Origin of the sequence: Halomicrobium urmianum (genome assembly GCF_020217425.1) — an archaeon.
In the GTDB taxonomy this organism is placed as follows: domain Archaea; phylum Halobacteriota; class Halobacteria; order Halobacteriales; family Haloarculaceae; genus Halomicrobium; species Halomicrobium urmianum.
The window spans coordinates 149,821-175,331 of sequence record NZ_CP084090.1; the positions used below are offsets into that span (position 1 = coordinate 149,821).

The following is a 25,511-nucleotide window of genomic DNA, read 5'->3' on the forward strand; positions in this document are numbered from 1 at the left end:
CGACTGGTGGCGACTGTCGGTGAACGGCGACCAGCGGGGCTGACGAGAGCAGTGGCTCGTCGCAGGCGATCCGGATGCCGACGGGTCGCGGAGTCGATCACCGGCGACGACGAACCCGTCGCTGGGAGACGTGACGTCGAAAGCAAAGTGGAAAACGGCCATGCGGAAAAGCGCACGGCCGTTTGCCGCCCTGAATTGGTCCCCGCTGACGCTTCGGCCCTCCAAGCGAAGCGTCACGTGGATCGTGGAGCCATATCCACTTAAACGTACCGGCCGCTTGCGATTTCGGCCGCTCGGGCGCTGCTGGCCGCCGCCGCGCCGGCGGAGTCAGTCACGGAATTGACTTGGGGCGTCGCCACGGACGATGGGACATGAAGGTCCGCGGACACCGCGAGTGCAAGGACTGCGGGACGCGGTGGTCCTACTACGACTCCGGGAGCGTCGTCTGCCCCGACTGCGGGAGCATGCACAGCGTGGGCGTCGACGAGCGGACCCGCCACACCGACGCGCCCGCCACGTTCGACCTGACGCCGGTGCGCAGCCGCATCGACGAGGACCCGCTGCGGCGCGTCGCCGAGGACGCCGCCGAGCGCGCGGCCGAGTACGTCCGCAAGCGGGGCTTCGTCGACGCCGGCGACCTCCGGCTCCTCGACGGCACCTACCTAGCCGCGCAGGTGGTCCGCCACGTCGGCAGCGAGTTCGCGCGCGGCCTCAAGCACGGCGACGCGGAGGAGCTGTACTTCCTGTCGCTGCTCCGCGACGCCGACGACGGCGAGCGCCCGCCCGCCGAGGAGGTGCCCGACTCGCTGCGGGCCCCCCACGGCCTCGCGATGGCGGCCGCCGTCGAGGCCTACCAGCGCGACCTCCGGACGTACCTGGACGATCACCCGGACGAGTCCGCACGGCGGCTGTCCGGTCGGGCCCGCGACCACCGCAAGCGGATGGAGGCGCTGGACGGCGACGTCTCGCCGCGGGACGCCGAGCGGCTCCTCCGCGCGGTCCGCGACGTCGGGAAGTACGTCGCCGAGGGCGACGAGAGCGCGCTCGTAACGGCGGACAACTGGCTGGCAGGGATCGAAGACGACTGAGAAGCGGGACCGCCGATCGGCGTCGGCTCGACCTAGGGCAGGTCCACGTCGACGTCGTGCTGGAGGCCCGTCGCCTTGACGGTGTTGTACAGCAGCATCGCGCGGGTCATCGGGCCGACGCCGCCGGGGACGGGCGTGATGACGCCCGCGACTTCCCTCGCGCTCTCGAAGTCGACGTCGCCGACCAGCTCGTAGCCCTTCTCGTTGTCGGCGTCCACCCGGTTGACACCGACGTCGATGACGGTCGCGCCCTCGGCGATCATGTCGCCGTCGATCATCTCGGGGACGCCCGCGGCCGCGATCACGATGTCCGCGTCGCCGGTCTTCGCCGCGAGGTCGTCGGTGCGGGAGTGACACACCGTCACCGTCGCGTTGCCGTCGTCGGCCTTCTGGAGCAGGAGGTTGGCCATCGGCTTGCCGACGATGTCCGACCGGCCGACGACGACGGCGTCCTTGCCCTCGGTGTCGACGCCGGCGGCGGAAAGCAGCTTCTGGACGCCGTGTGGCGTGCAGGGCCGGAAGCGCGCCTCGCCGGCGACGAGCCTGCCGACGTTCTCCGGATGGAACCCGTCGACGTCCTTCAGGGGATCGATGCGCTCCAGCACCGCGCGGTCGTCGACGTGATCCGGCACGGGCATCTGGACGAGGATGCCGTTGACCGACTCGTCGGCGTTGAGGTCGTCGACGGTGTCGAACAGCTCGTCGGCGGGGGCGTCGGGGTCGATGTCGACGTCCCGGGCCTCGATGCCGACCTCCTCGCAGTCGTCCTGCTTCATCGAGACGTACGTCTCGCTCGCGGGGTCGTCGCTCATCAGCACCGTCGCCAGCGTGGGGCGGTGGCCGGCGTCGGCCAGCGCGTCGATCGAGTCGACGAGGTCGTCGCGGATCGACTGGGCGACCTCGTTGCCGTCGATGATTTCGGTCATCACGTAGACGGGCGCGTCCGCGCTGTAAAAACGTCACCATGACACTGTCGACACAGTGGGGAACCGGCGTCGATCGCCGGAGGACGCCGTCGGCGGCCCGCTCCCGTCAGGGACAGGGCTCGTCGGCGAAGTCGTCGGGTTCAGAGCCCTGCCTGACCGCCCGCGTCGCGCCGCCGGGCAGCGAGACGAGCATCGCCTGGCCGCCGTACTCGTGGATCTGGTCGTGGCCGCGGACGGCGACGCAGGAGGTCCCGTCGGGGACCGAGACGGTCGCCGAGCGCGTGAACTCCTGGGTCCCGTGTGCGTGCGCGAGGTCACGGCGACCCAGTCGCTCGCCGTCGAGGGTCTCGACCTGCCACCAGTTCGCGTAGCCGTCTTCTCCGTCGTCATCGTGGTGCAGGGTCACATCGAAGCGGTACTCGCCGGCGCCCTCGTCGCTGACGTCGACGCCGACGACGTTGGCCTCTCTGAGGACCAGCGCCGGCGTCGGGGACGACCGGGTGTCGTCGGTCGCCGTGGAAGCGTCAGTCGACTCGTCAGTCGCAGTGTCGTCCTCCGTCGCGACAGTCGGGGTCGCCGACGCGTCCTCCGGCGAGTCCGCTCCGTCCGTCGCCGCCGCGCCGTCGTCGGAGCCACCGCACCCCGCCAGCGCGGCGGTCGCCGCCGCGAGTCCGGTCAGAAAGTGTCGCCTGTCGGTCACGTGCAGTGCGACGCGGCGGCGACGTAAAAAGGTCGGCCGCTGGCGTCCGCCCTCGGTCGACGATTACTCGAAGACGAGGCCTTCGCTGTCGTCGCCGTACAGCGGGTACTCGTCGGTGAGGGCGTCGACGCGGTCGGAGACCTCCGCGACGACCTCGTCGTCGTCGGGCGCGTCGACGACCTGGTAGATGAGGTCGGCGACCTCGCGGCAGGCGTCCTCGTCGAACCCGCGGGTGGTCAGCGCGGGCGTGCCGGCGCGGATGCCGGAGGGGTTGAACGCCGACCGCGTCTCGCCGGGGACGGTGTTGGCGTTGAGGACGATGCCGGCCTCCTCGAGCGCCTCCTCGACGTCCTTGCCCGGCGTGTCCGGGTGCGAGGGCCGGAGGTCGATCAGGACGAGGTGGTTGTCGGTGCCGCCGGAGACGAGCTCGAGGCCGTGCTCCTGGAGGCGGTCGGCGAGCGCCTGCGCGTTGGCGACGGTCTGCTCGGCGTAGTCGGTGAACTCGGGGCGCAGCGCCTCGCCGAAGCCGACGGCCTTGCCGGCGATGTTGTGCATCAGGGGGCCGCCCTGCATGCCGGGGAAGACGGCGGAGTCGACGTCGTCGGCGTACTCCTCGTCGCACATGATGATGCCGCCGCGGCCCGCGCGGATCGTCTTGTGGGTCGAGCCGGTGACGAAGTCGGCGACGCCGACGGGCGATGAGTGGACGCCCGCGGCGACGAGGCCGGTGATGTGGGCGATGTCCGCGAGGTGGTAGGCGTCGACGGCGTCGGCGGTCTCCTGTATCGTCTCCCACTCGACCTCGCGCGGGTACGCGGAGTAGCCCGAGACGATGATGTCCGGGTCGAACTCCTCGGCGTGCTCGTGCAGCGCCTCGTAGTCGACGTAGCCCGTCTCCGGATCGATCTCGTACTGCTCGACCTCGTAGACCTGGCCGGCGAAGTTCGCCGGGTGGCCGTGACTGAGGTGGCCGCCGTGGGTCAGGTCCAGCGAGAGGATCCTGTCGCCGGGCTCTAGCATCGCCAGGTAGACGCCCATGTTGGCCTGCGAGCCCGCGTGGGGCTGGACGTTGACGTGCTCTGCGCCCCACAGTTCCTCGGCGCGCTCGATGGCGATCTCCTCGACCTCGTCGGAGAACTCGCAGCCGCCGTAGTAGCGCTCGCCGGGGTAGCCCTCGGCGTACTTGTTGGTCAGGACCGAGCCCTGGGCCTCGAGAACGGCCTCGCTGACGTGGTTCTCGCTGGCGATCATCGCCAGCGTGTCGTTCTGGCGCTCTACCTCGCCGGAGAGGGCGTCGGCCACGGCGGGGTCCGTCGCCCGGAGGTGCTCGTCGTACATACCCGGAGTTGGCGCCCGGGCCGATAATATACTGGCGGTTGGTCGCGGTCGGGCGCGCCCGACCGGCGTGCCCAAGCGTCGTGTCACCAAATTGCAGGTGTGTGGAAACAATTATGTCGACCCGCGTCCACCACAGTCTCGTATGGTTCCCTGGGGGGGGAACACAGAGGGGGAAGGGAGAGGCCGGACCTTCCGACGTCGCCTGGGGCGCGGCGTCGGACGCGGCGACCGGCGTCCTCCCGTCGCTCCGACGACAGCTGGATCGAGAGCCCGAACGACCCGACGAGCTGCCGGCCGGAGTGGAGCCGCGCTGCGCGGGAACGACCGAGCGGCTGGTCGTCCTCTGCGACGACGTCTCCGTCTCGGCGGTCGGATTCACGGCGAGATACCCCGTCGACGCGACCACCGAACTTCCGGAGGGCGAGTACCTGCTCCGGTGTCGCCCGGACGCGCCGTCGACCGGCGACGGGACGGCGACCGTCCGCTTCACCGGTCCGGCGACCGTCGAGCCGGCGGACTCGCAGGTAGTCGTCTCGTTCTCGGCGCCCACGTCGGTGACGCTGGGCGTCGGCTGGCCCGGCGACGGTGACCGGGGGTCGATCACCGTCGAGCCGACGCCCGAGGGGGTGGCGACGGCCGTGACGGCGATGGCCAGCGCCCACCACACGACGGCACCGGCCCGCTCGCACCCGATCTTCCGGGCCACGCCGCCGTCGGTCGAGCTCGACTCCGAGACGGTCGTACCCGACCGGATCGAGGCGGAGACGCCCGACACGGGGATCGAGTTCCGCGTCCCGCGCTCGCTGGACGCCGTGTTCGTCGCCGCGCCGCTGGCCTACTACCTCGGCGCGGACGTGATCCCCGAGGACCGGGAGCGGCCGCTGCTGGCGGCGCCGTCGGCCGGCGTCCGCCGCGAGTTCGGGTGCCTGCCCGACTTCCAGGGCGAGTGCGCCGACCTGCTCCGGCGGACGTTCTTCCTGGACTGCCTGACGCGGCGTGTGTCGCCCGAGCGAGACCTGCTGGACCCCGACGGATCGCCGTCGCTGGACCCCGGAGCGGTCCGGTCGCTGTCGCCGGCCGAGCGGCTGGCGCGCTACCTGGCGGTGCCCGACGACGAGCTGTCGTCGTCGCTGCCGGACTGGCACCTCTCGACGTACGCCGCGCCGGAGCCCGATCGGGTCCCGTGTCTGCCGCACCTGCTGGACCGCCTGAGCCTGATCTACCTGCCGGCGGCCTCGGAACTGGAGGCGACGGACCTGCTCGACGAGACGCTGACGGACGCCTACCTCACGCGGGGTCACTGCGCCCGGAGCACGGTCCTCAAGCCCGAGCCCGGCGCGGGCCGAGTCAGCGCCTGGCTCGCGCCCGGGACGCCCATCGACGCGTTCAAGGCCAGCGCCCGGGCCTACGAGAACCGCAGCCGCGCGTGGACCGACGACGCGGACGAGCTCCGCGTGGCGGTCGTGCTCAACGAGGCCGAGATGCGCGACGAGCGGGCGACGGTGGCCGACGTCTACGACGAGGGGGCGGCGGACCTCCCCATCGACGTGACGGTCCACGAGGAGCTGTCCCGCTCCGAGCTGGCGGGCGTCTTCGAGACGGAACACGACTTCGTCCACTACATCGGTCACTGCGAGGACGACGGGCTCCGCTGCGCCGACGGCACGCTCGACGTCGCCGACCTCGACGCGGTCCGGACGCCCACGTTCTTCCTGAACGCCTGCGGCTCCTACGAGCAGGGGCTGAAGCTCATCGAGCGCGGCGGCGTCGCCGGCGCCGTGACCCTCAAGACGGTCCTGGACCGACAGGCCGCGACAGTCGGAACGGCCTTCGCTCGCCTGCTGACCCACGGGTTCAGCATCCAGCGGGCGCTGGACCTGGCCCGCCGGCGGATCATGATGGGCAAGGACTACGCCACCGTCGGCGACGGCACGTTCGCGCTGCTCCCGAGTCAGCGCCAGCCCGTCGTCGCCCGCCTCGAGACGGCCGAGGACGGTTACCGGCTCTCCTGTGACGTCCTCACCGTCCGCTCGAACGGCGCCCGGTACGCGCTGCCGTTCGACGAGGGCGCGACGCTCAACGGCACCCGGACCGAACGGGTCCTCTCCGAGGGCGAACTCCGAGAGGCGCTCTCGGACGCGTCGCTGCCGGTCGTCCACGAGGGCGACCTCAAGTGGTCGGACGAGATCGTCGAGCGCCTCAGGTGAGGCTCCCCGGCCGTCGCCGTCGTGCGGTGGTCGCCGCTGCGGAGCGCCGGACCGGTTTCTTGACAGATCGTCGCCCGCGGCGGACGGGGAGCGACGTGTCTGCCGTCATCTGTCCGCCGAGCGACCGGGCCAGTACACGTTGGTGACGCTTTCGTAATCTTTTCGTACGACTGACGAATATCCTCCCTAGATGGCCAGTAAAATTAAATGTGGCTCCCTACAACATGACTACTAGCATGACTGCCGATACGATCCTGGAACGTGAGGTCACCGACGTACTCGCGACCGTGTTCGACGACGCGTCGGGGCCGGTGTACGCTGTCAACCCCTCTCGGGCAGCGATCGGGGACCTCGTCACCGCGCTGGGCGAGCACGCGGATCCGCCCACGGTGCGACTGCTGGCGGCCGATCGACAGCTGAAGGACGTCATGGACGACTTCATCGTCGCGAGCCGCGCCGCCGACCTCGTCGACGAGGGCCTCCTCGAACTGAAGGTGCTGGAGGACGCGCCGAACCACTCCCTGCTGGTCACGGGCGACTCCGTGGTCGCCATCGTCGACGTCGGCGAGCAGGTCGCCGGCCTGACCACCGACGACGGCGACTTCGTCGGGGGCGCCGACGACTACTACGCCGACGAGTGGGAGCGCGCCGAGGCCTACTCGCTGCGGACGCCGCCGATCAGCCAGGTCCGCGAGACACTCGAGACCGACATCGGGCCGGACGCCGCCTCCGACTTCGACGGCGTGCTCGAGTCGCTGCAGACCGCACGCGGCGACGGCGACGGTCTCGACGAAGTGACGATCAGCCTGCTCGTGGCCGCCAAGAACGGCGAACTGCTGTACGACATCAGCAAGTGGGGCGAGGACATCGGCCTCGCCAGCAAGGCCACCTTCTCCCGCACCAAGACCACGCTGGAGGACATGGGCCTCATCGACACCGAGAAGGTGCCCATCGACGTCGGCCGCCCGCGCCTGCGCCTGATGCTCGGCGACGAGCGCCTCCAGGACGCCGACACCGACGAACTGGCCAACGTGGCCCAGAGCATGCTCGCCTCCTGATCGGGTCACTCTCACTCGTCTTCTGATACTGCCGGCTGTACGTTCGTAAAGATACTCGCCACTCCGTGGTGGCGAGTACTTTCGAGATGTCACAGCCGGCAGTATGAGCCCGCGGCCTTTTTCTCGCAGTCCGTCCACGGGAGCGGTATGGACACCGACGTTGCGCTCGTCGGCTCGGGGCCGGCCGCGGAGGCCGCCCTGGCCGCGCTCTCGGACGCCGACCTCGCCGTCGAGGGCGGAGCGTCCGCTATCGACTCCGCCCGGGCGGCCGTCGTCGTCGACCGGATCGGCGCCGACGCCTTCGACCGCGTGAACGAACTGGCCCGCGAGTCGAGCACGCCGTGGCTGGCCGTGGAACTGGGCGGCGTCGGCGGCTATCCCGTCGTCGACGTCGCCGTCGCCGGCTTCGATCCCGGCCGGGAGTGTTACGACTGCCTGCGCGGGCGCGTCGCGTCGAACGTCGACGACGAGTCCGAGCCGGTGCCGGCGCCGGACGGGCCGACCCAGCGACTGGCGGGCGCCGTCGCCGGTCGCCGCGTCGTCGCCATGTTCGAGGGCGATCAGGAGGCGGCGCCGCTGGGCCGCGTCATCGAGGTGCCGCACGCCGAGCGACGGTTCCTCCCGCTGCCCGGCTGTGGCTGCGGCGGCGAGCGCGACCACCTGCCCCGCCGCGACGACGACCCGGTCGACGTCGAGACGGCGCTCGCCCTCGCCGAGCAGGGGCTCGACGATCGGACCGGCATCGTCCAGCAGGTCGGCGAGGCGCACTCCTACCCGGCGCCGTACTACCTCGCAGAGCTCTGCGACACGTCCGGGTTCAGCGACGCCACGGCGCCGCGGAAGGCCGCCGGCGTCGCCGTCGACTGGGACAGCGCGTTCATGAAGGCGCTCGGCGAGTCCTTCGAGCGGTACGCCGCCGGCGTCTACGACGAGAGCGACGCACGGACCGCGGCGGCGGACGACCTGGCGGCGGTCGTCGAGCCGTCGCGATTCGTCGCGCCGGGCGAGGCTCCCGACGGCGAACTGGAGTGGGTCCTCGCGGAGAACCTCGATTCGGGCGCGGAGCACTGGGTCCCCGCGGACCTGGTCTTCCACCCGCCGCGCTCCCGGGATATCCGGCCCGCTGTCACGACCGGCCTCGGCCTCGGGTCGTCGGGCGTCGACGCGCTCCTGTCGGGGCTGACCGAGGTGATCGAGCGCGACGCTGCCATGCTGTCGTGGTACTCGACCTACGAGCCGCTGGGCCTGGCCGTCGAGGACGAGGGCTACGAGACGCTCGCGGCCCGTGCGCGTTCCGAGGGGCTGGAAGCGACGCCGCTGCTGCTGACGCAGGACGTCGACGTTCCGGTGGTTGCAGTTGCGGTGCATCGCGAGGGCGAGCGAAGCGAGCCCTCGGAACGAGCGAGCGGGAGCGAACAGGGTGAGCGACACGCGAGCCGCGAGGGTGACTGGCCCCGCTTCGCCGTGGGCTCGGCCGCCGACCTCGACCCGGCGCGGGCCGCCCGCGGCGCGCTGGAGGAGGCCGTCCAGAACTGGACGGAACTCCGGAGCATGGGGCCCGAGCAGGCGGCCGAGGAGAGCGGCGCCATCGGCGAGTACGCCGAGTTCCCCGAGGCGGCCCGCGCGTTCGTCGACCCGGCGCAGACCATCCCGGCCGACTCGGTCGGGCCCGACGAGGTGCCCGAGGGCGGGGCCGCCCTAGACGCGCTTGTCGACCGGCTCTCGGCGGCCGGGCTGGACGCCTACGCGACCCGGACGACGACGCGGGACCTGGAGCTGCTCGGGTTCGAGGCCGTGCGCGTGCTGGTTCCGGACGCCCAGCCGCTCTTTTTCGGCGACCCGTTCTTCGGCGAACGGGCCGAGCGCGTGCCCGACGACCTCGGGTTCGAGCCGCGGCTGGACCGCGATCATCATCCGTTCCCGTAACGGGGCCCCATCGCCCGTTCCCGTAACGGGGCCCCATCGCCCGTTCCCCTAACGGGGACGGCAGAAAAGCGGAGAGCGTCGGTGCCGGCCGGTCAGATCCCGAACGTCACCCGCACCATGTCGCGGGTCCCGGGCCCGAGGCCGACGGCGGTCACGGCGACGAGCAGGACCAGCGCGTAGCGGGGGCTGTCCTCGACGAACTCGTCGGTGAACAGCCACAGCACGAGCGTGGCGACGACCATCTTCACGACGAGGAACGGCCAGGAGGTGCCGATCGCCGCGCTCAGGGAGGCCGGCTGGAGCGTCTCCGTGGCGGCGATGATCATCCGGTTGGCCGGGTGCTTGGCGTAGTACTGTAGCGGGATGCCGATCGCCGGCAGCCAGTCGGCCGAGAGGACGTTGGCGACGCCGTCGATGGCGTGCCCCCAGAGGACGAAGAAGCTCACCCAGCCCGTCGCGGCCGTGACGTGCTCGTAACGGGCGTCGATCAGGCGGAAGGCGCCGTAGGCGATGGCCGTCGCCAGCCCGACGGTCAGTACGAGCATCTGTGGGTACAGGCTGACGTACTCGCGGGTCAGCGCCAGGACGAGCAGGTACAGCAGCGACCCCGCCAGCAGCGCGCTCCCGAGGAGCGTCAGCGTGCCGTGGGCGTCGTCGACCAGCCCGGCCGAGTCCAGTCGGCGCACTGCCAGCAGCGCGCCCAGCGTGATGACGAACAGCACGAAGTAGATGACCGGACTCACCAGCAGCGAGTTCCACGGGTACGGCAGCGCCGGGTCGACGCCCGCGCCGACCGCGGCGTCCGTGGCGTCCTCGACCACTCGCAGCGTCCCGCCGAGCAGCATGAACGGGACCAGTGCGTAGTACAGCGACAGCTTCCGCGCGAGGTCGTACTTCTCCAGCAGGAAGTACACCCCGATCAGCATGAACACGAGGACGACCATGTAGCCGACCTCCGAGACCAGGGTGTACCCCGGCTCGGCGTAGACGGCGTCGCCGCCCTGCGCCGAGGCACAGGCGCTCGCGTCGTACAGCAGGTTGACCGTCGACCCCTCGCGGACCGCGCAGTTGGCCGCCTGTGCGTCGGCGGCGACCGGCCCCCAGAAGTACTGCCAGAGGAACCGGTCCCACACGAGCCGCGGCGCCGCGGCCGCCCCCGCCGCGACGACGCCGACGAACGCGACGAACGCCACCAGCCACCCCCGCAGCGGGTCGACGTCGCCTAGCACGTCCTGGGTTTCCATGTCCGTGTTCCCGAGACGACCCACTTTCAGCGTTCCGGTCGCTAGCCTCGGTAGTCACTCGATCTGACACCACTGCTGCAGTCGTCGACGAGAGCGGCCAGAAACCCCCCGCTCGCTCGGCTACTGCGACTCGCTGCGCGCGCTCGTTTCACTCTCGTGCTTGCGTCGTCTCGAACGCCGGGCGAGTGGCCCCTTTCAGTCCCGGAAGGCGCTTCGCGCCTTCCGACCCTCGCGGAGGCGTCGCCTCCGCTCCGTCCCGCCCAGCGTGGACTGGCCAGTCCTCGAACCTGTTCAGTTGTTCAATCACTCCAGTGCGTCCTGGGCCGCTTCCACGAGCGCGTCGTGGGCCTCGCCGTTGGAGGCGACCAGGCCCTCGCTGTCGTGTCGCCAGCGGTCGCCGTCGACGTCGGTGACGGTGCCGCCGGCCTCGCGGACGAGGTGGACGCCGGCGACGGTGTCCCAGGCGTGCGTCGCGTTGGGACAGACCAGCCCCTCCAGGGCGCCGTCGGCGACCTGCGCGAGCGTGGCCTGGAAGGAGCCGATGCGGCGCATGTCGCCGAACCGCTCGACGACGGCGCGACAGAGGTCGCCGAAGGCGTCGCGCTCGTCCATGCCGAACCAGCCGACCGGCGCGACGACGAAGATCTCGGGATCGGTCCGGTCGCTGACCGACAGGGACTCGCCGTCGCGGGTCGCGCTGTCTGGGCCGCCAGCGTAGAGTTCCTCCTGCGAGGGGAGGTAGACCGCGGCGGCGGCCGGCTCGCCGTCCTCCACCGCGGCCACCGCCGTCGCCCAGGTGCGACTCCCGTGGACGAAGTTCGTCGTGCCGTCGATGGGGTCGACGATCCACGCCGGGCCCGACTCGGGCAGGTCGTCGACCAGATTCGCGCCGTCGTCGCGGACGGCGTCCTCCTCGCAGACGAACGCGTCGTCGGGGAACTCCTCGCGGACGGTGGCCACCACCTGCCGCTGGGAGTCCCGGTCGAGCTCCGTCACGAGGTCGTTCTTGTTGTCCTTGGTCTCGACGGCGTGGTCGGCGCGGAAGCCCTCCCGCGCGACGACGCCGCCGGCCCGCGCCGCGCGCTCGGCGATCGCCGCCCGGTGGTGTGCGTCCGTCATAGCGATCGCTCGGGGACCCGCGACAAAAGGCGTGCCGTTCCCGATAGCGGATCGGCGACTGCGGTCCGACTCAGTCCTCCGCGTCGGCCACGGCTTCGAGAATGGAGTCGGCGATGTCCCGCGCCTCCTCGGGCGTGTACAGCACCTGATTGCCCAGCGACTGCTCGATCCGGACGTAGCCGTCGTCCGTCTCGATGGCGAAGTACGCGGTGTTCTCCAGCGGAGGGACCTCCAGGCCGCCCGATTCGGACTGATCGGTTGCCATGTGTGCACGTAGCACTGAAAGACGCTTAAGTTCTGGGTCGATCTTCGGTCAACAGTACCCGTTTTTCCAGCACCTGTGGCTCTCAACTGATTCTACGCCGCAGAGGTTTGCGAGGGCAAGACGCTCCGTCTTGCCGCACTGCGAGGCAGTGCGAGGGAGGGGATTTGAACCCCTGGACCCCTACGGGAGCGGATCTTGAGTCCGCCGCCGTTTCCGGGCTTGGCTACCCTCGCACGCACGTTGTCAGTTGTGCCCTTACAGGCTCTCATGGCCTGTATCTCGATTCCGGGAAGCGGGCACCGAGATTTTTGCCCTTCGCTATCTTAAACTCCCCGGGTTGTCGGACTCCTTTCCACCTGTCGTTTCTGACCGTGTGTTGTTAACCGCGAGACTGCGAGCCGGTGGTTTGGGTCGCGTGGAAAATACTGGAATCGGGGAGATGACTCGATGAGCCGGCGCGAGCGTAAACCCCGGCCCACTTTGCCGGGACTTCGTCGGAAAGACTAACTGACAACAATCTGCATTGGGGGTATATGGCAGATGGCGTAATCTCTGACTACATTTCCCCGGCTGAAGAAATTCAGACCGAGAGCGGTGAAATCACCGCCGACAACCTTCTCGATGAGGTTAGCCTCTACAACCTCTATGACAGCCGGGAATCGCCTGAACAGGACGCTGAACGCATCTTGAACATCACCTATCCGACCGAGACACTCAAAACAATCATCAAACGGACCGGAGAGAAATTCGATTCCACTACGAGCGTTTCAGAAGGGGCACACATCATTGGCGGCGAGTTCGGGAGTGGTAAGAGCCACATCGAACTCGTTCTGTACCACCTACTCTCTTCGCCCGGAATCGGCGAAGAGTGGTTAGCAGAGAACGACATCGAAGCCTCACTCCCGTCCGAGGCACAGACCGCCGCTCTCCAGATGCTAAATCTAGACAGCGACTACGACAAATTACACGTCGCTGTTGGGGACTACCTGGGCATCGAAGAGTGGCAAGAAGGAGACCCGCCCGGGGTTCACGAAATTCGAGATTCTCTCGAAGACCAGCCGACAGCCGTTTTCATTGACGAGTTCGAGCGGTGGTTCGGTATGAGTGGCCGTTCTGACTATCGTGACGACAATCTCGGCTTCCTTCAGAATCTTCTCGAAGCGGCTGGCCGTGACGATACCCCGCTCACAGTTTTCGTCTCACTCCTGTTCGAGGAGGCAGACGTCGAAGCGATTCTCCCACGCACGAACCCGTTCCGTCACGACCTATCCCGCCGTCGGGATGAGAAGATTCGGTTCCTTCTTCATCGGCTCGTCGGTGACGTGAAGGACCCCGATGGACTCGCCTCACTGGCGCAAGAGTACACTGACGTCTATCGGAACAACGGGCAGATTCAACTTTCAGATTACCAGGACATGGAGGACAGGATTGAGCAATACTATCCCTTCCACCCGCTGGCTCTGGATACCCTGATGGACAAGTTCTCCGAACAGCAGGGACATCAGGACGCTCGCGGTCTCCTCCATCTCCTCACTGAGATTCTCGCCGACAACTTCCATGAGGTAGACCTCATCCTAACCGGTGACATCGACGTCTTCGAGTACACCGGTTGGTTCCGCTTCATCGACGGGGAGTTAGTTAGCAAGTATCTGAACGACTATCACCGCCTCGGCGAGGCAACGTCCGATGAACGGGGCGGAGAGAAGACCTTTGAGCCGCACATCGAGGAACTCCTGAACATCGTTCTCCTTCACAGTCTCGCCCGGGGCGGAGAAGAGGGAGCAAACAAACGTCAGATGCTCATGGGGACGATGCGGAAGGGCAAGAACGCCCACGAAATCATCCAGACGTTCACCGAGGACCTCTTCGGGCACGCATGGCACGTCTTCCGCATCAACGGGGAATACGCCTTCGACACCGACGAGAACCCGGCGGCCCGCATCGAGAAGAAGGCTGAGGACATCCACAAGAATACAGCAATCCACCGTGTTGAGCGGCTCATCACCGATGACCTGTTCGACGGGCACAACAACGTCCATATTCTCAATCCCGTAAACACGGAACAGGACATCCCAGACAACAAGACCCTGAAAATCGTCGTCTCATTGTCGGCCAAACAGAGCCAACAGGCATACAATCAGCAGTTCGAGGACCTCACTACCGGGCAGGAACGCGAGTTCAACAACACGCTCGTACTCGTTTCGCCACAGAAACGCTCTAGCGTTGACTCGAACAGCGGTATCAGGGAACTTGCCCGGAAGGTTGTTGCTGGTGAGGAACTAGACCGAGAGGAGGAGGTTCTTCCCGACGGGTTCGATGACATACACAATCAGAACTATCAGAACCTCCGAGACCGAGTTCGTGACAAGTTCGGAACTGTCCACACCTCTACCGAACGCGGTCTCGTCCCACAGGACATCTCTGTGAGTGGAAATATGGACTTCTACACGGCCACCATCGAGGAAATCAGGCCCGACAGTAGTCAAGTCCGTTCCGAGGTTAAGGAGGCAGTTGAGGACGCGAAAGGCGGCGGAATACAGTATCAGCACCTTCTCAACGACTTCTACCGGGATACTAAGTACACGACACTCACCGAGGAGCAGGAACTCAAAGACGCAATCCAATCCCTCTGTCGGGACGAAGTCATCAAGGCCGGTTCGTACTTCGGTGAACGGGTCGGGAGTATAGGTAGCGATACTGTCCTTGTTCACGAGGACTACGTCCAGACAGTCGAGGATGACGATGACGACGAGACCACTACAATCACCGTCGATGCCACGGCCACCGGCGGAGTCAGTGGAGGCGGTTCCTCTGGTGGAGTCGAGACGAGTTCAGGAACCGATGAGGCCGGCGAAACTGCTTCGGGAGCGGGACAAGTATTTGCTTGCCCACAGTGCGGAGACGAGTTACAGGGAACGAGTTGTGACTGTGGCTTCGAGTTTGACGCTTCTGACATCAAAGAAGGGAACGTCACTGTCGAGGGAGGCGACGCCTCGACCCTTGTAGAGACGTTCGAGGAGGAAGACCTCGAAGGTTCGACTACCTCGCGGTTCCCGGTGATGGGCGAGTTGGACGCTGATGACAAGCCGAGCCTCATCGACAGTTTGGAGCGTGAACTCGGAATTGAGTGGACGATTCATACCGTGAACCTCTCTTACACGGGAACGTTGACCGCTGACGGTGTTGCGAGCCGTGGTCTTGACGCCGACAGTCTCGCCGACCAAGTCGAGGTCGATGAAACCCTGACAATCTCCCCCGATGAACCGTTGTCACGGGATTCCCTCTTAAACGAAGTTCTGCTCCGGCTGGACGTGCCCGATGACGCCTCGTTCGAGGTTTGGCTGGAGGTCGAGAAAGGTGAGTGACGAACTCTACGGGGCGGACGAACTCGCTGAACTCGTTCGGAGAGAGTCAGTTTTGGAAGGGACGTTCGAGTGTCTTCGGCGTATTTGGTCACAGACAGACGCGCTGGCCGACCAGAATCTCGCCGCTGAGTATAGGACCCGGTCGCTGGAGCACCACTTGAGTCGGCAAGAACCTAAGTTGTATGACGAACTGAAAGCGTCGATGGGTGACCATCCCATCAAGAATCTCGACTCAGGCTGTGGCGTCATCATGGACGCTCTCAGTCTCCGCGAAGGGTTCCAACTCATGCGTGACCTCCCGGAGACGCACGGGTGGGACGTCACGCTAGACTGGGCAGGAATCGAACGCCTTCCGTCAGAGACTCAGTTCATCTGTCGGGAGTGGTTCGATGCCCACAGCCCCTCCGCAGTCAACCGAGACGATTACCGATTCGTGGGCGACCTGGATGTACCCCAGTTGCCTGGAACGAACCCCGAATTCGTTTGGACTCGTCACCCCGACCGTCGGCTCGAAGACTCGTTCAAGGGCCACTACTCCTCCGAGGAGATGACCGACATCTACGAGGACGTCAAGGGCCTGCTCGAAGACCTCGTGACCGAGAGCGTACACGAGGAGTTCCTCGTGACTAGCGACCACGGTTACGTCAACGTTCACGACACAAATCCCTACGTTCTCTCGGACAGCGATGCGGAGGCTCTGAAGAACAAGTTCAGTAGTCGCTTCAAAGAAGTCGAAGACGGCTATGCCTTCGACCAACTCCGAGACGCCGGTGTCATCGAGCGGGTCGGTGGGTACTACGCCGTTAAGGGGTACTACACGCCGACTAAGCGCGGAGCATCGAAGCGAATCAAACACGGGGGCTTCAGTCTGATGGAGTGCATGACCCCTGTCCTGCGAATTAGTACCTAAGAGATAATCATGGAAACCTGGGACAAACTACCGCTGAACCTGATGGACGAACTGGCCGAGAAAGAGACGTACCGCCGTGACGTGTACCGCCCCATCTATTCGCTTCACAAGTGGTGGGCACGCCGTCCCGGCTCAACCTTCCGCTGTCTCGGTCTTGCGGCACTGACCGACGATACAATTACGAAGGACAACATTCTCACCGAGCGGTCTAGTGGGAGCCACGACGGCCTGTATCTCGACTCCTACGACAAGAACATCAATCCAAATGATGAGCACATTGACCGCGACGTGACTGTTCTTGACCCCTTCGCAGGAGGAGGGACAACCCTTGTCGAGATGAACCGACTGGGAGCGGATGTTACCGGATACGAACTCAATCCGGTTGCATGGTGGACCGAAAAAAAGTCGATGGACGACGTCAATCTCGACGTTCTAGAACAGGAATTCGACCGGATATTAAAGGAAACAAGAGAAGAACTGGCGAGTCTCGGCGAAGACGAGGACATCAACTGCTATACCACCATTGACCCTCGGACTGGAAAAGAGTGTGAAGTGCTCTATTACTTCCAGTCACAGCGGATTCCCTGTTTGACTTGCGACGAGGAAGTCCAACTCTTTCCACGTTATCAACTGGCTAAGACAAAGAAGACTCGTCCAGGTGCACTCTATTGCCCAAATCAGGACTGTGACGACCGTATCATCGAACTCAAGGACCGCAGTAAAGGACTCGATGAGGGAGACGAGGTCAAGTTCGTTGATGGCAGGGTAAAGATTCTCACAGGGATGGATAGTGACGAGGAGCCGGACCTAACTATCTCAGAAGATGGAAACGAAGTGTGTCCGAACTGTGCTTCCGAGTTTGACCCTAATGACGGGACATACGGGTACGGGAAGTACACTTGCTCAAACGGCCACAAACATGACGTCAAGGAAACCCTTCAACGACGCGACGAAAAGCCACAATTCGACAGATTTGCACTCCAATATCTAGACCCTCAAGGGAACAAACGTATCAAGGAATTTGATGAGGCCGACCGTCAACGTGTGAAAGAAGCACAGAAAAAGTTAGACAATATCCGTGATAAACTCCCAATTCCGGAACAAAAAATCCCAGTAGGGGACGAAACAGACCGTATTGTAAACAATTATAACTATATTCACTTCCAGGACCTTTTCACTAATCGCCATCTGTTGACCTTTGGATTATTATTTGATAAAGCACGAAAGACACGTGAACAAGACTTTGAACACGCTGATTCAGAGAACATTGCAGAGTTCTTGATTACGACAATCTCCGCATCGTTAGAATACAACTGTAAACTTTGTCGGTGGCATACGGGCAACTCTAAGGGGATTAGTGTTTTTGAGAGACATTCTTTCGCTCCGAAACCCCAGCCAGTTGAACCTAATCCGCTAAACGGGGCGGGTAATATATCTTCGGTTCAGAACTTCTTTGACAAGGTCTATGAGGCGAAGCAATACTGTGAACGTCCTTTCGAGAAAGTCAAGAATCGACAAAAAGGCAATGTAGAACAGTTCTATGTTGAAACGGAATCAATTGCTGAAGACCGCGTTGCGGGTCTAGACTGTAAAACAGCAGAACGGATGGACGAAGAGGACGAGTCGGTGGACTACGTCATTACAGACCCACCGTACTATGACAATGTCCAGTATTCGGAACTCTCCGACTATTTCTACGTTTGGCTCCGGGAGTGTCTTCAAGAAGAGTATGATGAGTTCCAGCCTGAATTAGTTCCGAAGGCCCGAGAAATCGTCGCTAACAAGAGTGCCAACAAGGATGAAGAGTTCTTTGTGGAGTCGCTCGCTAACGTATTCTCGGAGTGTCACCGCGTTCTGAAACAAGACGGTGAGATGGTGTTCACGTACCATCACAATGAGAACGAAGCGTGGTCCGTGATTCTGGAGGCCCTCATCAGGAGTGGCTTCACGGTGACCGGTGCCTACCCTGTTCAGTCGGAGATGCCGAACAATCCTCATATCTCCGAACTCGACAACGCGGAGTACGACATCCTCATCTACGCCAACAAGGAGCAAGCAGACGAGGAAATTACTCTCACGGAACTCCGTCAGAATCTCTTCTTCGAGTTGCAGGACATGGCCGCCGAAGAGCGTGAGCGGCATGAAGACCTCTCGAAGGCCGACCTCGGAGTCATTCTCCGTGGGAAGTGTATGTACTACTACTCTCGATACTACCCGAACGTCTACTCCGAAGGCGAACAGGCCGGGATTGACGAGGCGCTGGAGACCGTTGACTCCATCATCGAGCAGGTTCTTGAGGGGTCGGTCAATCTCCCCGCGAGCATTGATTCGGTGAGCGAAGCATACGCCGCATTCGTCCAACGCGGTCCCGAAGGATACGACGACCTCAACAAGCAACTCCTCGCCAAGAATCTCAACGTCAGTGAACTCGAAGAGGAGAACCTCGTGAAAGGCCCGCGTGACCGGAAAGAGCCGGTCCCCGCTGACGAGCGAGTTCACCACATTGAACGGAAACTTAGCAAGAACGGAGACGGCGTCCAGCAGACGCTCGGAGGAGACGAAACAGAGTCGGATGCACTGCTGGACATCGACAAGGTTCAATACCTCTATCATCTCTACAAGACGGACCAGAATACCTCTGAGTTCCTCAACGAGTGGAAAGATGACGACCTCGAAGCCCTCGCGGAGTTCCTGGCCGACGCTACTGGGGATGACCGCTATGAGAACGTGATGGAGATGAACTTGGCACAATTCTGACTATGTCACTTAACGCAGGCTACAACCTAGTCACGGACCGGGTCGAGGACACCCAGGAGGAGATGCCGGCGTTAGCGTTCTTCCGCCGGCTCGCAGGAGAGGGTTCACTTCCCCCTCGCCTCACAGTGACCGGTCTCGAAGACCTCCTCTACCAGACCGACGAAGGCGAACTCGATGACGCCGTTCGAGAACTCCGCGACGTTCTGCGTGAGAGTGGTTCGTTTAGCGGTCCGAAGGCGATACAGTTCGTTTTCGATGGCGAACTGGTGGATGACGACATTTTCACTGTTCGTATCGAACGAGGCGGTGAAGCAGTCTACTTACCCATCGGGAATCTCTTCGTTGAAGAGCCGAATCCCGTCGGTCCCAATCATGCGGTAGCCCGAAAATAGGGATACCCCATTTTCGACATCTGTGGAAAACCAGGGCTAATCTGGACCCCTAAATTGGTTTTCCCGTTAGGTCACTCACGTCGCTCTGAGGCCGTTTCTGAGAGGTTCTTTTCTGAGAGGATGTATCCCTTTCACCACCTCGAAGAAACCGCTTGAGAGCGGTGTGGTCGCGGCTCACGTGTCTAGCCTGCGCATGAACGTGACCGAGTGGTTTCCCTCGCTGAATCGGCCCTTCCCAGATTGGACAACGACGTAGTCTGTATGGCTTTCTCTACGGAAGTCTGTGGGTGGTTGTTCGTGGGCTCTGAACCGTTGAATAGGAGCGTTTTAGACTAAACGGGACTAGCACCGATGACGCCGCGAGGTATTTACACGTGTTCTGGAACGCGTTTAGTCTACGGTGTATTGAGAACCGGGGACCGAGACCGTGTTCGAGACCGTTGGGTGGATTTCGAAAAGGGTTGAGAACGGTTAGTGCGGCCACCTCTTGAGTATCTCCCATTAGTGTCGTCACCCCTCTGGTAACCACCCATGGGTTAACCCCCTTGTATTCCCCCTTACAAACATCTGACATCTCCCCCAGTTTCTCCTGTGGGGACGGCCGATACATCGACAATTGTCTAAACCGTCTACTCTACTCGTTGTTCAACCCTGGATTTCTGACACCGTCCATACACTGGGTTTCCAAATGCGCTAATAGTAGCCAAATCGGCGGCGTGAGCCAACCGTCCATACTGACACTTTTCACCACCAGTCTATGCAATTAAACATCGGGTACGAGAACCCCGAAAATTCAGACAAAATCGGGTTCAATTCGCGAGCCGACTTACCAACAAATCAACCCCACACCCCCCTCGCTGATGTAACAACTTACCCCGTGGGTTCTGAGTCGGGTAGCCAGTACACCGTGTTTTTCCCGCCAATCTGCTTCCCGTTGAGTCGGCCTTCTTCGCGGAGGGATGAAAGTCTCTTGTAGGTGGCACTTCTTCCGATTGGTAATTCTTCTTTTACTTCATCAGTCGAAAGGACCGGGTCACTACTTTCCTGAAACAACTGGAGAATCTCTTCATCCGTCACTCGGGGCTTTCGCCCCGGCTTTGAGTTGTCGCTCATGTACCAAAACAATCTCCGGTCGAAGTTAATTCTTACCGTTAGAGGTAGTAACCTTCATTGTACGGGCGCTAAGGCCGATTTCCGGTAGTTTTAACTTTGTTACCGCCAACGGTAGTAATACGAAGACGACCCGTCCCTGGGGCGTAACTCGCGGAAAACGCCCGGTGCTGGAACACCGGACGGGTGGTCTTCGTTGCCCCGAAGACCATGAGAGAAAACGAATCTACGGCTGAAAAGCGTATCGTTGAACAACTGGATTTCGGCCCGAAGACGGCCAAGCGGGTCGGATAGGAAGCATGGGAATTCACCGTCGTCGGCCCCCATCAAGTCGAGGTCACGAACGCCAGTTACGGCTTCGAGAAAGACGACCACGTATACGTGGTCGGCGTCGAGGAGCGGGACGGCGTTGCAGTCCCTGCCGAGTGTGAGTGTCCTGCTGACCTGCACAGGGAACCGGACTGTAAGCACAAGGTCGCACTGGCGACGGTCGGGGGCTCGACCGTTCTGCAAGCCGCTGTCGCTTACGAGCCGCCCGCGCCGGCGTCATCGGATACTCCCACGAGCGGAGCGACCACTGCCGCCGATATGCTCCAGACCGACGGCGGGACGGTCGCGGTCGAAGCCTCTGCCGACGAGCCGGATACCTGCCCAAACGGCGAGGAGTGGTGTCCCGGTCCCGACGCCGACGAGTTGCCCTGTTTCCCTTGCTACTGCGACCGTGAGGAGCGGGAGGCAAGGGAGGTGTAACGATGTTCGGGAACAACCTCCTCCGAACCCTCGCCCTCGTCATCGGTGTGGTGCTCGTCGTGGTCGGCGCAGGGACGGGCTATGGTGGCTACAACCAGATGCAAGCCGCCGAGGAGTGGAGCCAGCAGACACACGACTGCGGGAGCACTATCGGCGACACGCGGGAAATTGAGTGTCCCGACAACCCCTATGATGGTGGCGGTCAGAAGGTCGCTTTCGGCCTACTGCTCGCCGTCATCGGGGGCGTGATTTCCCGGTGGGGAACGAGATAGCAGTCAGCCCATTTTGTCGAGCGCGTCGCGGCGGTCACTAACCGGCGCGGCGTCGTATTTCATCGTCGTTTCGGGACTCTTGTGCCGGAGTTGTGCCTGTGCCGCTGCGAGGTCTTCCTCGCGGGTCATGTAGGTCCCGACCGAGTGGCGAATCGAGTACCAACTCATCCGCCGGTTCTCGTACTCGATGCCGGCGCGGTCACACAGGCGACGCAGGAGCCGCCGGAGGGACCGCGGTGTGAACGGGTTCCCGTGAGTGGTTAGCCACAACTGGTCCGTGTCGTCAAACATCGGGTAGTGGCTCCGTTCGTGCATCCAGCGTTCCAGTGCCCGCGCGGTATCCGTTCGGAGACTCACTTCCCAGTTGTCGAAGTTCTTCGAGGACTCTTCTTTCGGGATACGGAGGACGGCATTCTCGACGTCAACCCACGACGTTTTCGCGCTGGCGACCTCATCGGGACGAAGCCCTGCGTCCAGGCTAGCCCACACCATCGACGTGTACCGCCAACTCGGGATTTCGTTTTCCTCCCAGTCGTCTACACCAAGTTCTTCGACCGGCGTTCCGGTGTGTTCAGCAACGTAGGGTTTCAGGCGCTCACGGCGTTCCTCTTTGCACTTGACCGTACTGTAAGAGGGGATGGTCCCATATTCGAGAGCCGCTTCTCGGAGTTCCTGGCGTTCGCCTTTCGTGAGGTAGTCCTGCGGTTGCTGAGAGTTGTTTGTGCTAAACGTTTGGTCCGGGTCCCAGTCGGGTTCATCGTACTCGCAGTGTCGCCACTTGAAATATCGCTTGACCGAAGTGAGGCACTTCTTCTTGTGCGACTGGCTCTTGTCAGAGTACGCGACGGCGTCGATGAAGGAATCCGCGTGGTCTGTCGTCGGAACGGCGACGTACTCATCTTCTTTCTTCCAGACGAATCGCTCGAACAGACCCAAACGGTACATCGTCCGCTTCGCTGTGGCCTCTGCGTATCCTATCTTTTCATCCGGCTCTTTCCCTTCTCGCAGGAGCCACCGGGCGAACTTTTCCCGGTGGTTTCGGTAGTCGAACTCCTGCTTTTCGTTCAGCATCTTCGCCGACTCATCGGGAACGAGCGGGAAGGGAATCTGTACGTCGGACTGCTCGCCGATGTTGGAAACGAAATCGGACTCGCGGGACATGGTTTGTCTCCGCCCGCGTTCCGTCCAGAATCGAGAGTTTCGGGAAGGCGAGGGTCTTGATTTCGGGCGCGGACCCGTCCGACGCGCCGGTAGGCGCGTCTTGAGTCCGCCGCCGTTTCCGGGCTTGGCTACCCTCGCACGCGGGTGAACGGTCGGCCGGCGGCGGTGTAAAGCGTTCCGACTCGACCCACTGGCGACACGGTTTCCCCCGTGGACCGGCAAGGGGGCGACATGGACGAGCACACGCGGGACCCCTCGGTCGCGCCGCCGGCGGGGGACCCGACGGGCTGGCGGGCGGACGGCCAGTGGGAGCACGCGACGCTGCGGCGGGCCGTAGTCCACGGCGTGCGACTCTACAACGCCGGGGAGTTCCACGAGTCCCACGACTGCTTCGAAGACGAGTGGTACAACTACGGCACGGGAAGCACCGAGAGCGCCTTCCTCCACGGGATGGTCCAGGTCGCGGCCGGCGCGTACAAGCACTTCGACTTCGAGAACGACGACGGCATGCGAAGCCTGTTCAGAACCGCGCTGCAGTACCTCCAGGGCGTGCCGAACGACTACTACGGCGTCGACCTGCTAGACGTGCGGACGACGCTGACCAACGCGCTGAACGATCCGACCGAACTCCACGGGTGGCAGATCCGCCTGGACGGGGAGGAACCCCTCGCGCGGGACGTCGACTTCGAGTACGCGGAGTCGCTCGACTAGCCGGCTACAGGTACGGTCCCATCACGTCGAAGTCGGCGTCGTGTCCGAGCCCGATGGCGTGACCGAACTCGTGGGTCACGACGCCGTCCCGGTCGGAACTGGTCAGTCCCGACTCGACGTAGACGGGCACGACGCCGCGCACCGGGACGTCGCTCGCCTCGACGAGCGGGGCGCACCCGACGACGCTGCCCTCCGAGGACGTGCCGCACTGCTGCTGGACGTCGTCGACGAAGTACACCCGCACGTCGACGGTTTCGCCGGCGTCGCTCTCCGCGGCCCACTGCAGGCGGGCCTCGTAGGGCGTCCGCTCCGCGTGGACGCGCTCGTTCCAGAAGTCCATCGCGTGCTCGACGCTGCCTTCGGCCCCGGATTCGGGTTCCGCTATCTCGACCTCCAGTCGCGCCTCCTCGTAGGGGTTGTGCGACTGCAGCGTCGGGATCGGATCGTCGCCGTCCGCGACGCCGTCGTCGTCGGTGTCCGGATCGGTCGGGTCGGTCTCCCCCGATAGCTCCTCGGGGTCCGTCAGCCCGTCGTCGTCGGTGTCCGCTGCGGTCGGATCGGTCTCGTTCTCCCGCTCCGCCAGGTCGTCCAGCCCGTCGCCGTCGGTGTCGGCCGCCGTGGGGTCGGTCGGGCCGCGCAGTTCCTCGGCGTCGCCGAGGCCGTCCCCGTCCGTGTCGGCGTCGTCGGGCGCCAGACCTTCGTCCAGTTCGCGCCCGTCGTCGACGCCGTCGCCGTCGGTGTCCGCCGCGGTCGGGTCGGTACCGACCGCGAGTTCGACCGAGTCGTTCAGCCCCTCGCCGTCGGTGTCGGCCGTCAGGAGATCCGTCCCGACCTCGACCTCCCGGGCGTCGTTCAGGCCGTCGCCGTCGGAGTCGGCGGCGAGGGGGTCGCTCCCGTGCTCGTGGACCTCCGCACCGTCGTCGAGGCCGTCGCCGTCGGTGTCCACCGCGGTCGGGTCGGTCCCGTTCGCCGTCTCGGCACCGTCGTCGAGGCCGTCCCCGTCGGTGTCGGCGTCCATCGGATCGGTCGGGCCGACGAGCTCCTCGGCGTTGCCCACGCCGTCGCCGTCAGAGTCGAGAACGCCGGCGACGGCCGTCGAGGCCGTCATCGTGAGCAATACGACGAGCAACAGAGGGATACGTGAGTGCTTCAGATGACCGACGAGGGACATGACCGGCAGGTAGTCGGGTACGAACGGATAAGCGCGTCCCCTCGATATCAGGGTTTGATACGCCGACTGACAGCGGCGCTATACGTCGATCGGGTCCCGTGCCCGGAGCGCCGACCGACCGGATTCGAACCGTACGGACTATGAGCGGCTAGTGCCGACGGTGTCGACATGCGGATAGAGACGCTCGGCGAGGGCGACCCGGAGGTCGCCGTCGTCGGCGGCATACACGGGGACGAGCCGGCGGGAGTCCACGCCGTCGAGACGCTGCTGGCGGAGCGGCCGCCGGTCGAGCGGCCGGTGGCGCTGGTCGTGGCGAACGAGGCGGCCGGCGAGGCCGGCGAGCGGTACCTCGACGCCGACCTCAACCGGTCGTTCCCGGGATCGCGCGACGCCGACGCCCACGAGGAGCGGCTGGCCGCTGAACTGGCCGAGGCAGTCGGCGACTGCACGACGCTGGCGCTGCACACCACGCAGTCCTACGAGGACATGTTCGCCATCGTCGACGAGATCGACGACCTGGCGCGGTCGGCGTGCCCGCGCCTGTCGGTCGACGCCGTCGTCGAGGCCGGCGCCGACTACGAGGGCCGGATCTTCGCGTCGGTCCCCGACGCCATCGAGGTGGAGTGCGGCTACCAGGGCTCCGAGGCCGCGAAGGACAACGCCGTGCAGGTCGCCCGGGAGTTCCTCCGGGCGGTCGACGCCCTCCCCGGCGAGGCAGAGCGCAAGCGCGACGAACTGCCGGTGTTCGGGCTGGGCGGACCCGTGACGAAGCAGTCGGCGGACGTCTACGAGGTGTACGCGACGAACTTCGAGGAGGTCGCGGCGGGCGAGGCGTTCGCGGCGGCCGACGGCGATCCGATCGAGGCGGACGAGTCCTTCCACCCCGTGCTGATGTCGCCGGAGGGCTACGAGGACGTGTTCGGGTACACCGCCGAGCGCGTCGGGACGCTGTGATACGGGCTGTCGTGGCTGTGCTCCGGTTCGACCGCCCGTAGTCTGGCGGTCACCGGTACTGACCGACGACAGTCCGTACGAGGGATA

At 64.3% G+C, this 25,511-nt stretch carries 21 protein-coding genes and 1 tRNA gene; 12 read left to right on the forward strand and 10 right to left on the reverse strand.

The annotated features are described in order from the left end of the window. Positions 1-371 precede the first annotated feature (371 nt). Complete coding sequence (locus LCY71_RS00785; RefSeq protein ID WP_225334466.1) at positions 372-1,088, forward strand: DUF7117 family protein; 717 nt, start codon at positions 372-374, stop codon at positions 1,086-1,088. A gap of 32 nt (positions 1,089-1,120) precedes the next feature. Here LCY71_RS00785 and LCY71_RS00790 read toward each other — a convergent pair whose 3' ends face one another. The 3 genes from LCY71_RS00790 to glyA form a co-directional block, all read right to left on the reverse strand. Further along, positions 1,121-2,014: a bifunctional methylenetetrahydrofolate dehydrogenase/methenyltetrahydrofolate cyclohydrolase gene (locus LCY71_RS00790; RefSeq protein ID WP_225334467.1), complete on the reverse strand. Its 894-nt coding sequence runs from the start codon at positions 2,012-2,014 to the stop codon at positions 1,121-1,123. A gap of 106 nt (positions 2,015-2,120) precedes the next feature. Continuing rightward, on the reverse strand, positions 2,121-2,714 hold the full coding sequence (locus tag LCY71_RS00795; RefSeq protein ID WP_373325141.1) for a hypothetical protein: 594 nt from the start codon (positions 2,712-2,714) through the stop codon (positions 2,121-2,123). A gap of 63 nt (positions 2,715-2,777) precedes the next feature. Then, the gene (gene glyA / locus LCY71_RS00800) at positions 2,778-4,052 is read right to left on the reverse strand and encodes a serine hydroxymethyltransferase (protein ID WP_225334468.1); all 1,275 of its coding nucleotides are present in this window, start codon (positions 4,050-4,052) and stop codon (positions 2,778-2,780) included. Between the two features lie 299 nt (positions 4,053-4,351). On the opposite strand from glyA, the gene LCY71_RS00805 reads away from it, so the two are divergent. The 3 genes from LCY71_RS00805 (at position 4,352) to LCY71_RS00815 (ending at position 9,243) form a co-directional block, all read left to right on the forward strand. Then, a complete protein-coding gene (locus LCY71_RS00805) occupies positions 4,352-6,259 on the forward strand; it encodes a hypothetical protein (protein WP_225334469.1) in 1,908 nt (635 codons plus the stop codon). A 236-nt stretch (positions 6,260-6,495) separates the two neighbouring features. Further along, positions 6,496-7,317: a transcriptional regulator TbsP gene (gene tbsP / locus LCY71_RS00810; RefSeq protein WP_225334470.1), complete on the forward strand. Its 822-nt coding sequence runs from the start codon at positions 6,496-6,498 to the stop codon at positions 7,315-7,317. Positions 7,318-7,464: 147 nt separating this feature from the next. After that, positions 7,465-9,243 (forward strand): YcaO-like family protein, encoded by a 1,779-nt coding sequence (locus LCY71_RS00815; protein WP_225334471.1) that lies wholly within the window; start codon positions 7,465-7,467, stop codon positions 9,241-9,243. 92 nt (positions 9,244-9,335) lie between these two features. Here the strand turns inward: LCY71_RS00815 and LCY71_RS00820 are convergent, their stop codons facing one another. The 4 genes from LCY71_RS00820 to LCY71_RS00835 all read right to left on the reverse strand — a co-directional run bounded on the left by LCY71_RS00820 (position 9,336) and on the right by LCY71_RS00835 (position 12,104). Next, complete coding sequence (locus LCY71_RS00820) at positions 9,336-10,487, reverse strand: DUF63 family protein (protein ID WP_225334472.1); 1,152 nt, start codon at positions 10,485-10,487, stop codon at positions 9,336-9,338. Positions 10,488-10,790: 303 nt separating this feature from the next. Beyond that, positions 10,791-11,606, reverse strand: coding sequence for an inositol monophosphatase family protein (locus LCY71_RS00825; protein ID WP_225334473.1), 816 nt, complete (start codon positions 11,604-11,606; stop codon positions 10,791-10,793). A gap of 70 nt (positions 11,607-11,676) precedes the next feature. Then, complete coding sequence (locus LCY71_RS00830) at positions 11,677-11,871, reverse strand: hypothetical protein (RefSeq protein ID WP_225334474.1); 195 nt, start codon at positions 11,869-11,871, stop codon at positions 11,677-11,679. 149 nt (positions 11,872-12,020) lie between these two features. Beyond that, positions 12,021-12,104, reverse strand: a tRNA-Leu gene (locus LCY71_RS00835). A 300-nt stretch (positions 12,105-12,404) separates the two neighbouring features. Between LCY71_RS00835 and LCY71_RS00840 the strand changes: the two genes are divergently transcribed. The 4 genes from LCY71_RS00840 to LCY71_RS00855 are packed head-to-tail and all read left to right on the forward strand — an operon-like array spanning position 12,405 to position 19,295. Continuing rightward, positions 12,405-15,236, forward strand: a complete 2,832-nt coding sequence (locus LCY71_RS00840; RefSeq protein ID WP_225334475.1) for a hypothetical protein — start codon at positions 12,405-12,407, stop codon at positions 15,234-15,236. Next, complete coding sequence (locus LCY71_RS00845) at positions 15,229-16,146, forward strand: hypothetical protein (protein ID WP_225334476.1); 918 nt, start codon at positions 15,229-15,231, stop codon at positions 16,144-16,146. The genes LCY71_RS00840 and LCY71_RS00845 overlap by 8 nt, the downstream gene beginning before the upstream one ends. Positions 16,147-16,155: 9 nt before the next feature. After that, positions 16,156-18,903, forward strand: a complete 2,748-nt coding sequence (locus LCY71_RS00850) for a DUF1156 domain-containing protein (RefSeq protein WP_225334477.1) — start codon at positions 16,156-16,158, stop codon at positions 18,901-18,903. A gap of 2 nt (positions 18,904-18,905) precedes the next feature. Continuing rightward, positions 18,906-19,295 (forward strand): DUF8076 family protein, encoded by a 390-nt coding sequence (locus tag LCY71_RS00855; protein WP_225334478.1) that lies wholly within the window; start codon positions 18,906-18,908, stop codon positions 19,293-19,295. A gap of 870 nt (positions 19,296-20,165) precedes the next feature. On the opposite strand, the gene LCY71_RS00860 is transcribed toward LCY71_RS00855, so the two are convergent. Then, complete coding sequence (locus LCY71_RS00860) at positions 20,166-20,408, reverse strand: hypothetical protein (RefSeq protein WP_225334479.1); 243 nt, start codon at positions 20,406-20,408, stop codon at positions 20,166-20,168. 378 nt (positions 20,409-20,786) lie between these two features. On the opposite strand from LCY71_RS00860, the gene LCY71_RS00865 reads away from it, so the two are divergent. After that, positions 20,787-21,155 (forward strand): SWIM zinc finger family protein, encoded by a 369-nt coding sequence (locus LCY71_RS00865; protein WP_225334480.1) that lies wholly within the window; start codon positions 20,787-20,789, stop codon positions 21,153-21,155. Positions 21,156-21,157: 2 nt separating this feature from the next. Further along, positions 21,158-21,427, forward strand: a complete 270-nt coding sequence (locus tag LCY71_RS00870; RefSeq protein WP_225334481.1) for a hypothetical protein — start codon at positions 21,158-21,160, stop codon at positions 21,425-21,427. 3 nt (positions 21,428-21,430) lie between these two features. On the opposite strand, the gene LCY71_RS00875 is transcribed toward LCY71_RS00870, so the two are convergent. Further along, positions 21,431-22,588 carry a tyrosine-type recombinase/integrase gene (locus LCY71_RS00875; RefSeq protein WP_225334482.1) on the reverse strand — a complete coding sequence of 386 codons (1,158 nt, stop codon included), beginning with the start codon at positions 22,586-22,588 and terminating at the stop codon, positions 21,431-21,433. 231 nt (positions 22,589-22,819) lie between these two features. Here LCY71_RS00875 and LCY71_RS00880 point away from each other — a divergent pair, with 231 nt between their 5' ends. Then, a complete protein-coding gene (locus LCY71_RS00880) occupies positions 22,820-23,299 on the forward strand; it encodes a DUF309 domain-containing protein (protein ID WP_225334483.1) in 480 nt (159 codons plus the stop codon). Between the two features lie 4 nt (positions 23,300-23,303). Here LCY71_RS00880 and LCY71_RS00885 read toward each other — a convergent pair whose 3' ends face one another. Continuing rightward, on the reverse strand, positions 23,304-24,407 hold the full coding sequence (locus LCY71_RS00885) for a zinc metalloprotease (protein WP_225334484.1): 1,104 nt from the start codon (positions 24,405-24,407) through the stop codon (positions 23,304-23,306). 231 nt (positions 24,408-24,638) lie between these two features. Between LCY71_RS00885 and LCY71_RS00890 the strand changes: the two genes are divergently transcribed. Further along, positions 24,639-25,424, forward strand: coding sequence for a M14 family metallopeptidase (locus tag LCY71_RS00890; protein WP_225334485.1), 786 nt, complete (start codon positions 24,639-24,641; stop codon positions 25,422-25,424). Positions 25,425-25,511 lie beyond the last annotated feature (87 nt).

Coding starts and splice junctions, on each gene's coding strand:
- LCY71_RS00785 (WP_225334466.1), top strand. CDS start 372: ATGAAGGTCCGCGGACACCGCGAGTGCAAGGACTGCGGGACGCGGTGG.
- LCY71_RS00790 (WP_225334467.1), bottom strand. CDS start 2,014: ATGACCGAAATCATCGACGGCAACGAGGTCGCCCAGTCGATCCGCGAC.
- glyA (WP_225334468.1), bottom strand. CDS start 4,052: ATGTACGACGAGCACCTCCGGGCGACGGACCCCGCCGTGGCCGACGCC.
- tbsP (WP_225334470.1), top strand. CDS start 6,496: ATGACTGCCGATACGATCCTGGAACGTGAGGTCACCGACGTACTCGCG.
- LCY71_RS00815 (WP_225334471.1), top strand. CDS start 7,465: ATGGACACCGACGTTGCGCTCGTCGGCTCGGGGCCGGCCGCGGAGGCC.
- LCY71_RS00820 (WP_225334472.1), bottom strand. CDS start 10,487: ATGGAAACCCAGGACGTGCTAGGCGACGTCGACCCGCTGCGGGGGTGG.
- LCY71_RS00825 (WP_225334473.1), bottom strand. CDS start 11,606: ATGACGGACGCACACCACCGGGCGGCGATCGCCGAGCGCGCGGCGCGG.
- LCY71_RS00830 (WP_225334474.1), bottom strand. CDS start 11,871: ATGGCAACCGATCAGTCCGAATCGGGCGGCCTGGAGGTCCCTCCGCTG.
- LCY71_RS00840 (WP_225334475.1), top strand. CDS start 12,405: ATGGCAGATGGCGTAATCTCTGACTACATTTCCCCGGCTGAAGAAATT.
- LCY71_RS00850 (WP_225334477.1), top strand. CDS start 16,156: ATGGAAACCTGGGACAAACTACCGCTGAACCTGATGGACGAACTGGCC.
- LCY71_RS00855 (WP_225334478.1), top strand. CDS start 18,906: ATGTCACTTAACGCAGGCTACAACCTAGTCACGGACCGGGTCGAGGAC.
- LCY71_RS00860 (WP_225334479.1), bottom strand. CDS start 20,408: ATGAGCGACAACTCAAAGCCGGGGCGAAAGCCCCGAGTGACGGATGAA.
- LCY71_RS00870 (WP_225334481.1), top strand. CDS start 21,158: ATGTTCGGGAACAACCTCCTCCGAACCCTCGCCCTCGTCATCGGTGTG.
- LCY71_RS00875 (WP_225334482.1), bottom strand. CDS start 22,588: ATGTCCCGCGAGTCCGATTTCGTTTCCAACATCGGCGAGCAGTCCGAC.
- LCY71_RS00880 (WP_225334483.1), top strand. CDS start 22,820: ATGGACGAGCACACGCGGGACCCCTCGGTCGCGCCGCCGGCGGGGGAC.
- LCY71_RS00885 (WP_225334484.1), bottom strand. CDS start 24,407: ATGACGGCCTCGACGGCCGTCGCCGGCGTTCTCGACTCTGACGGCGAC.
- LCY71_RS00890 (WP_225334485.1), top strand. CDS start 24,639: ATGCGGATAGAGACGCTCGGCGAGGGCGACCCGGAGGTCGCCGTCGTC.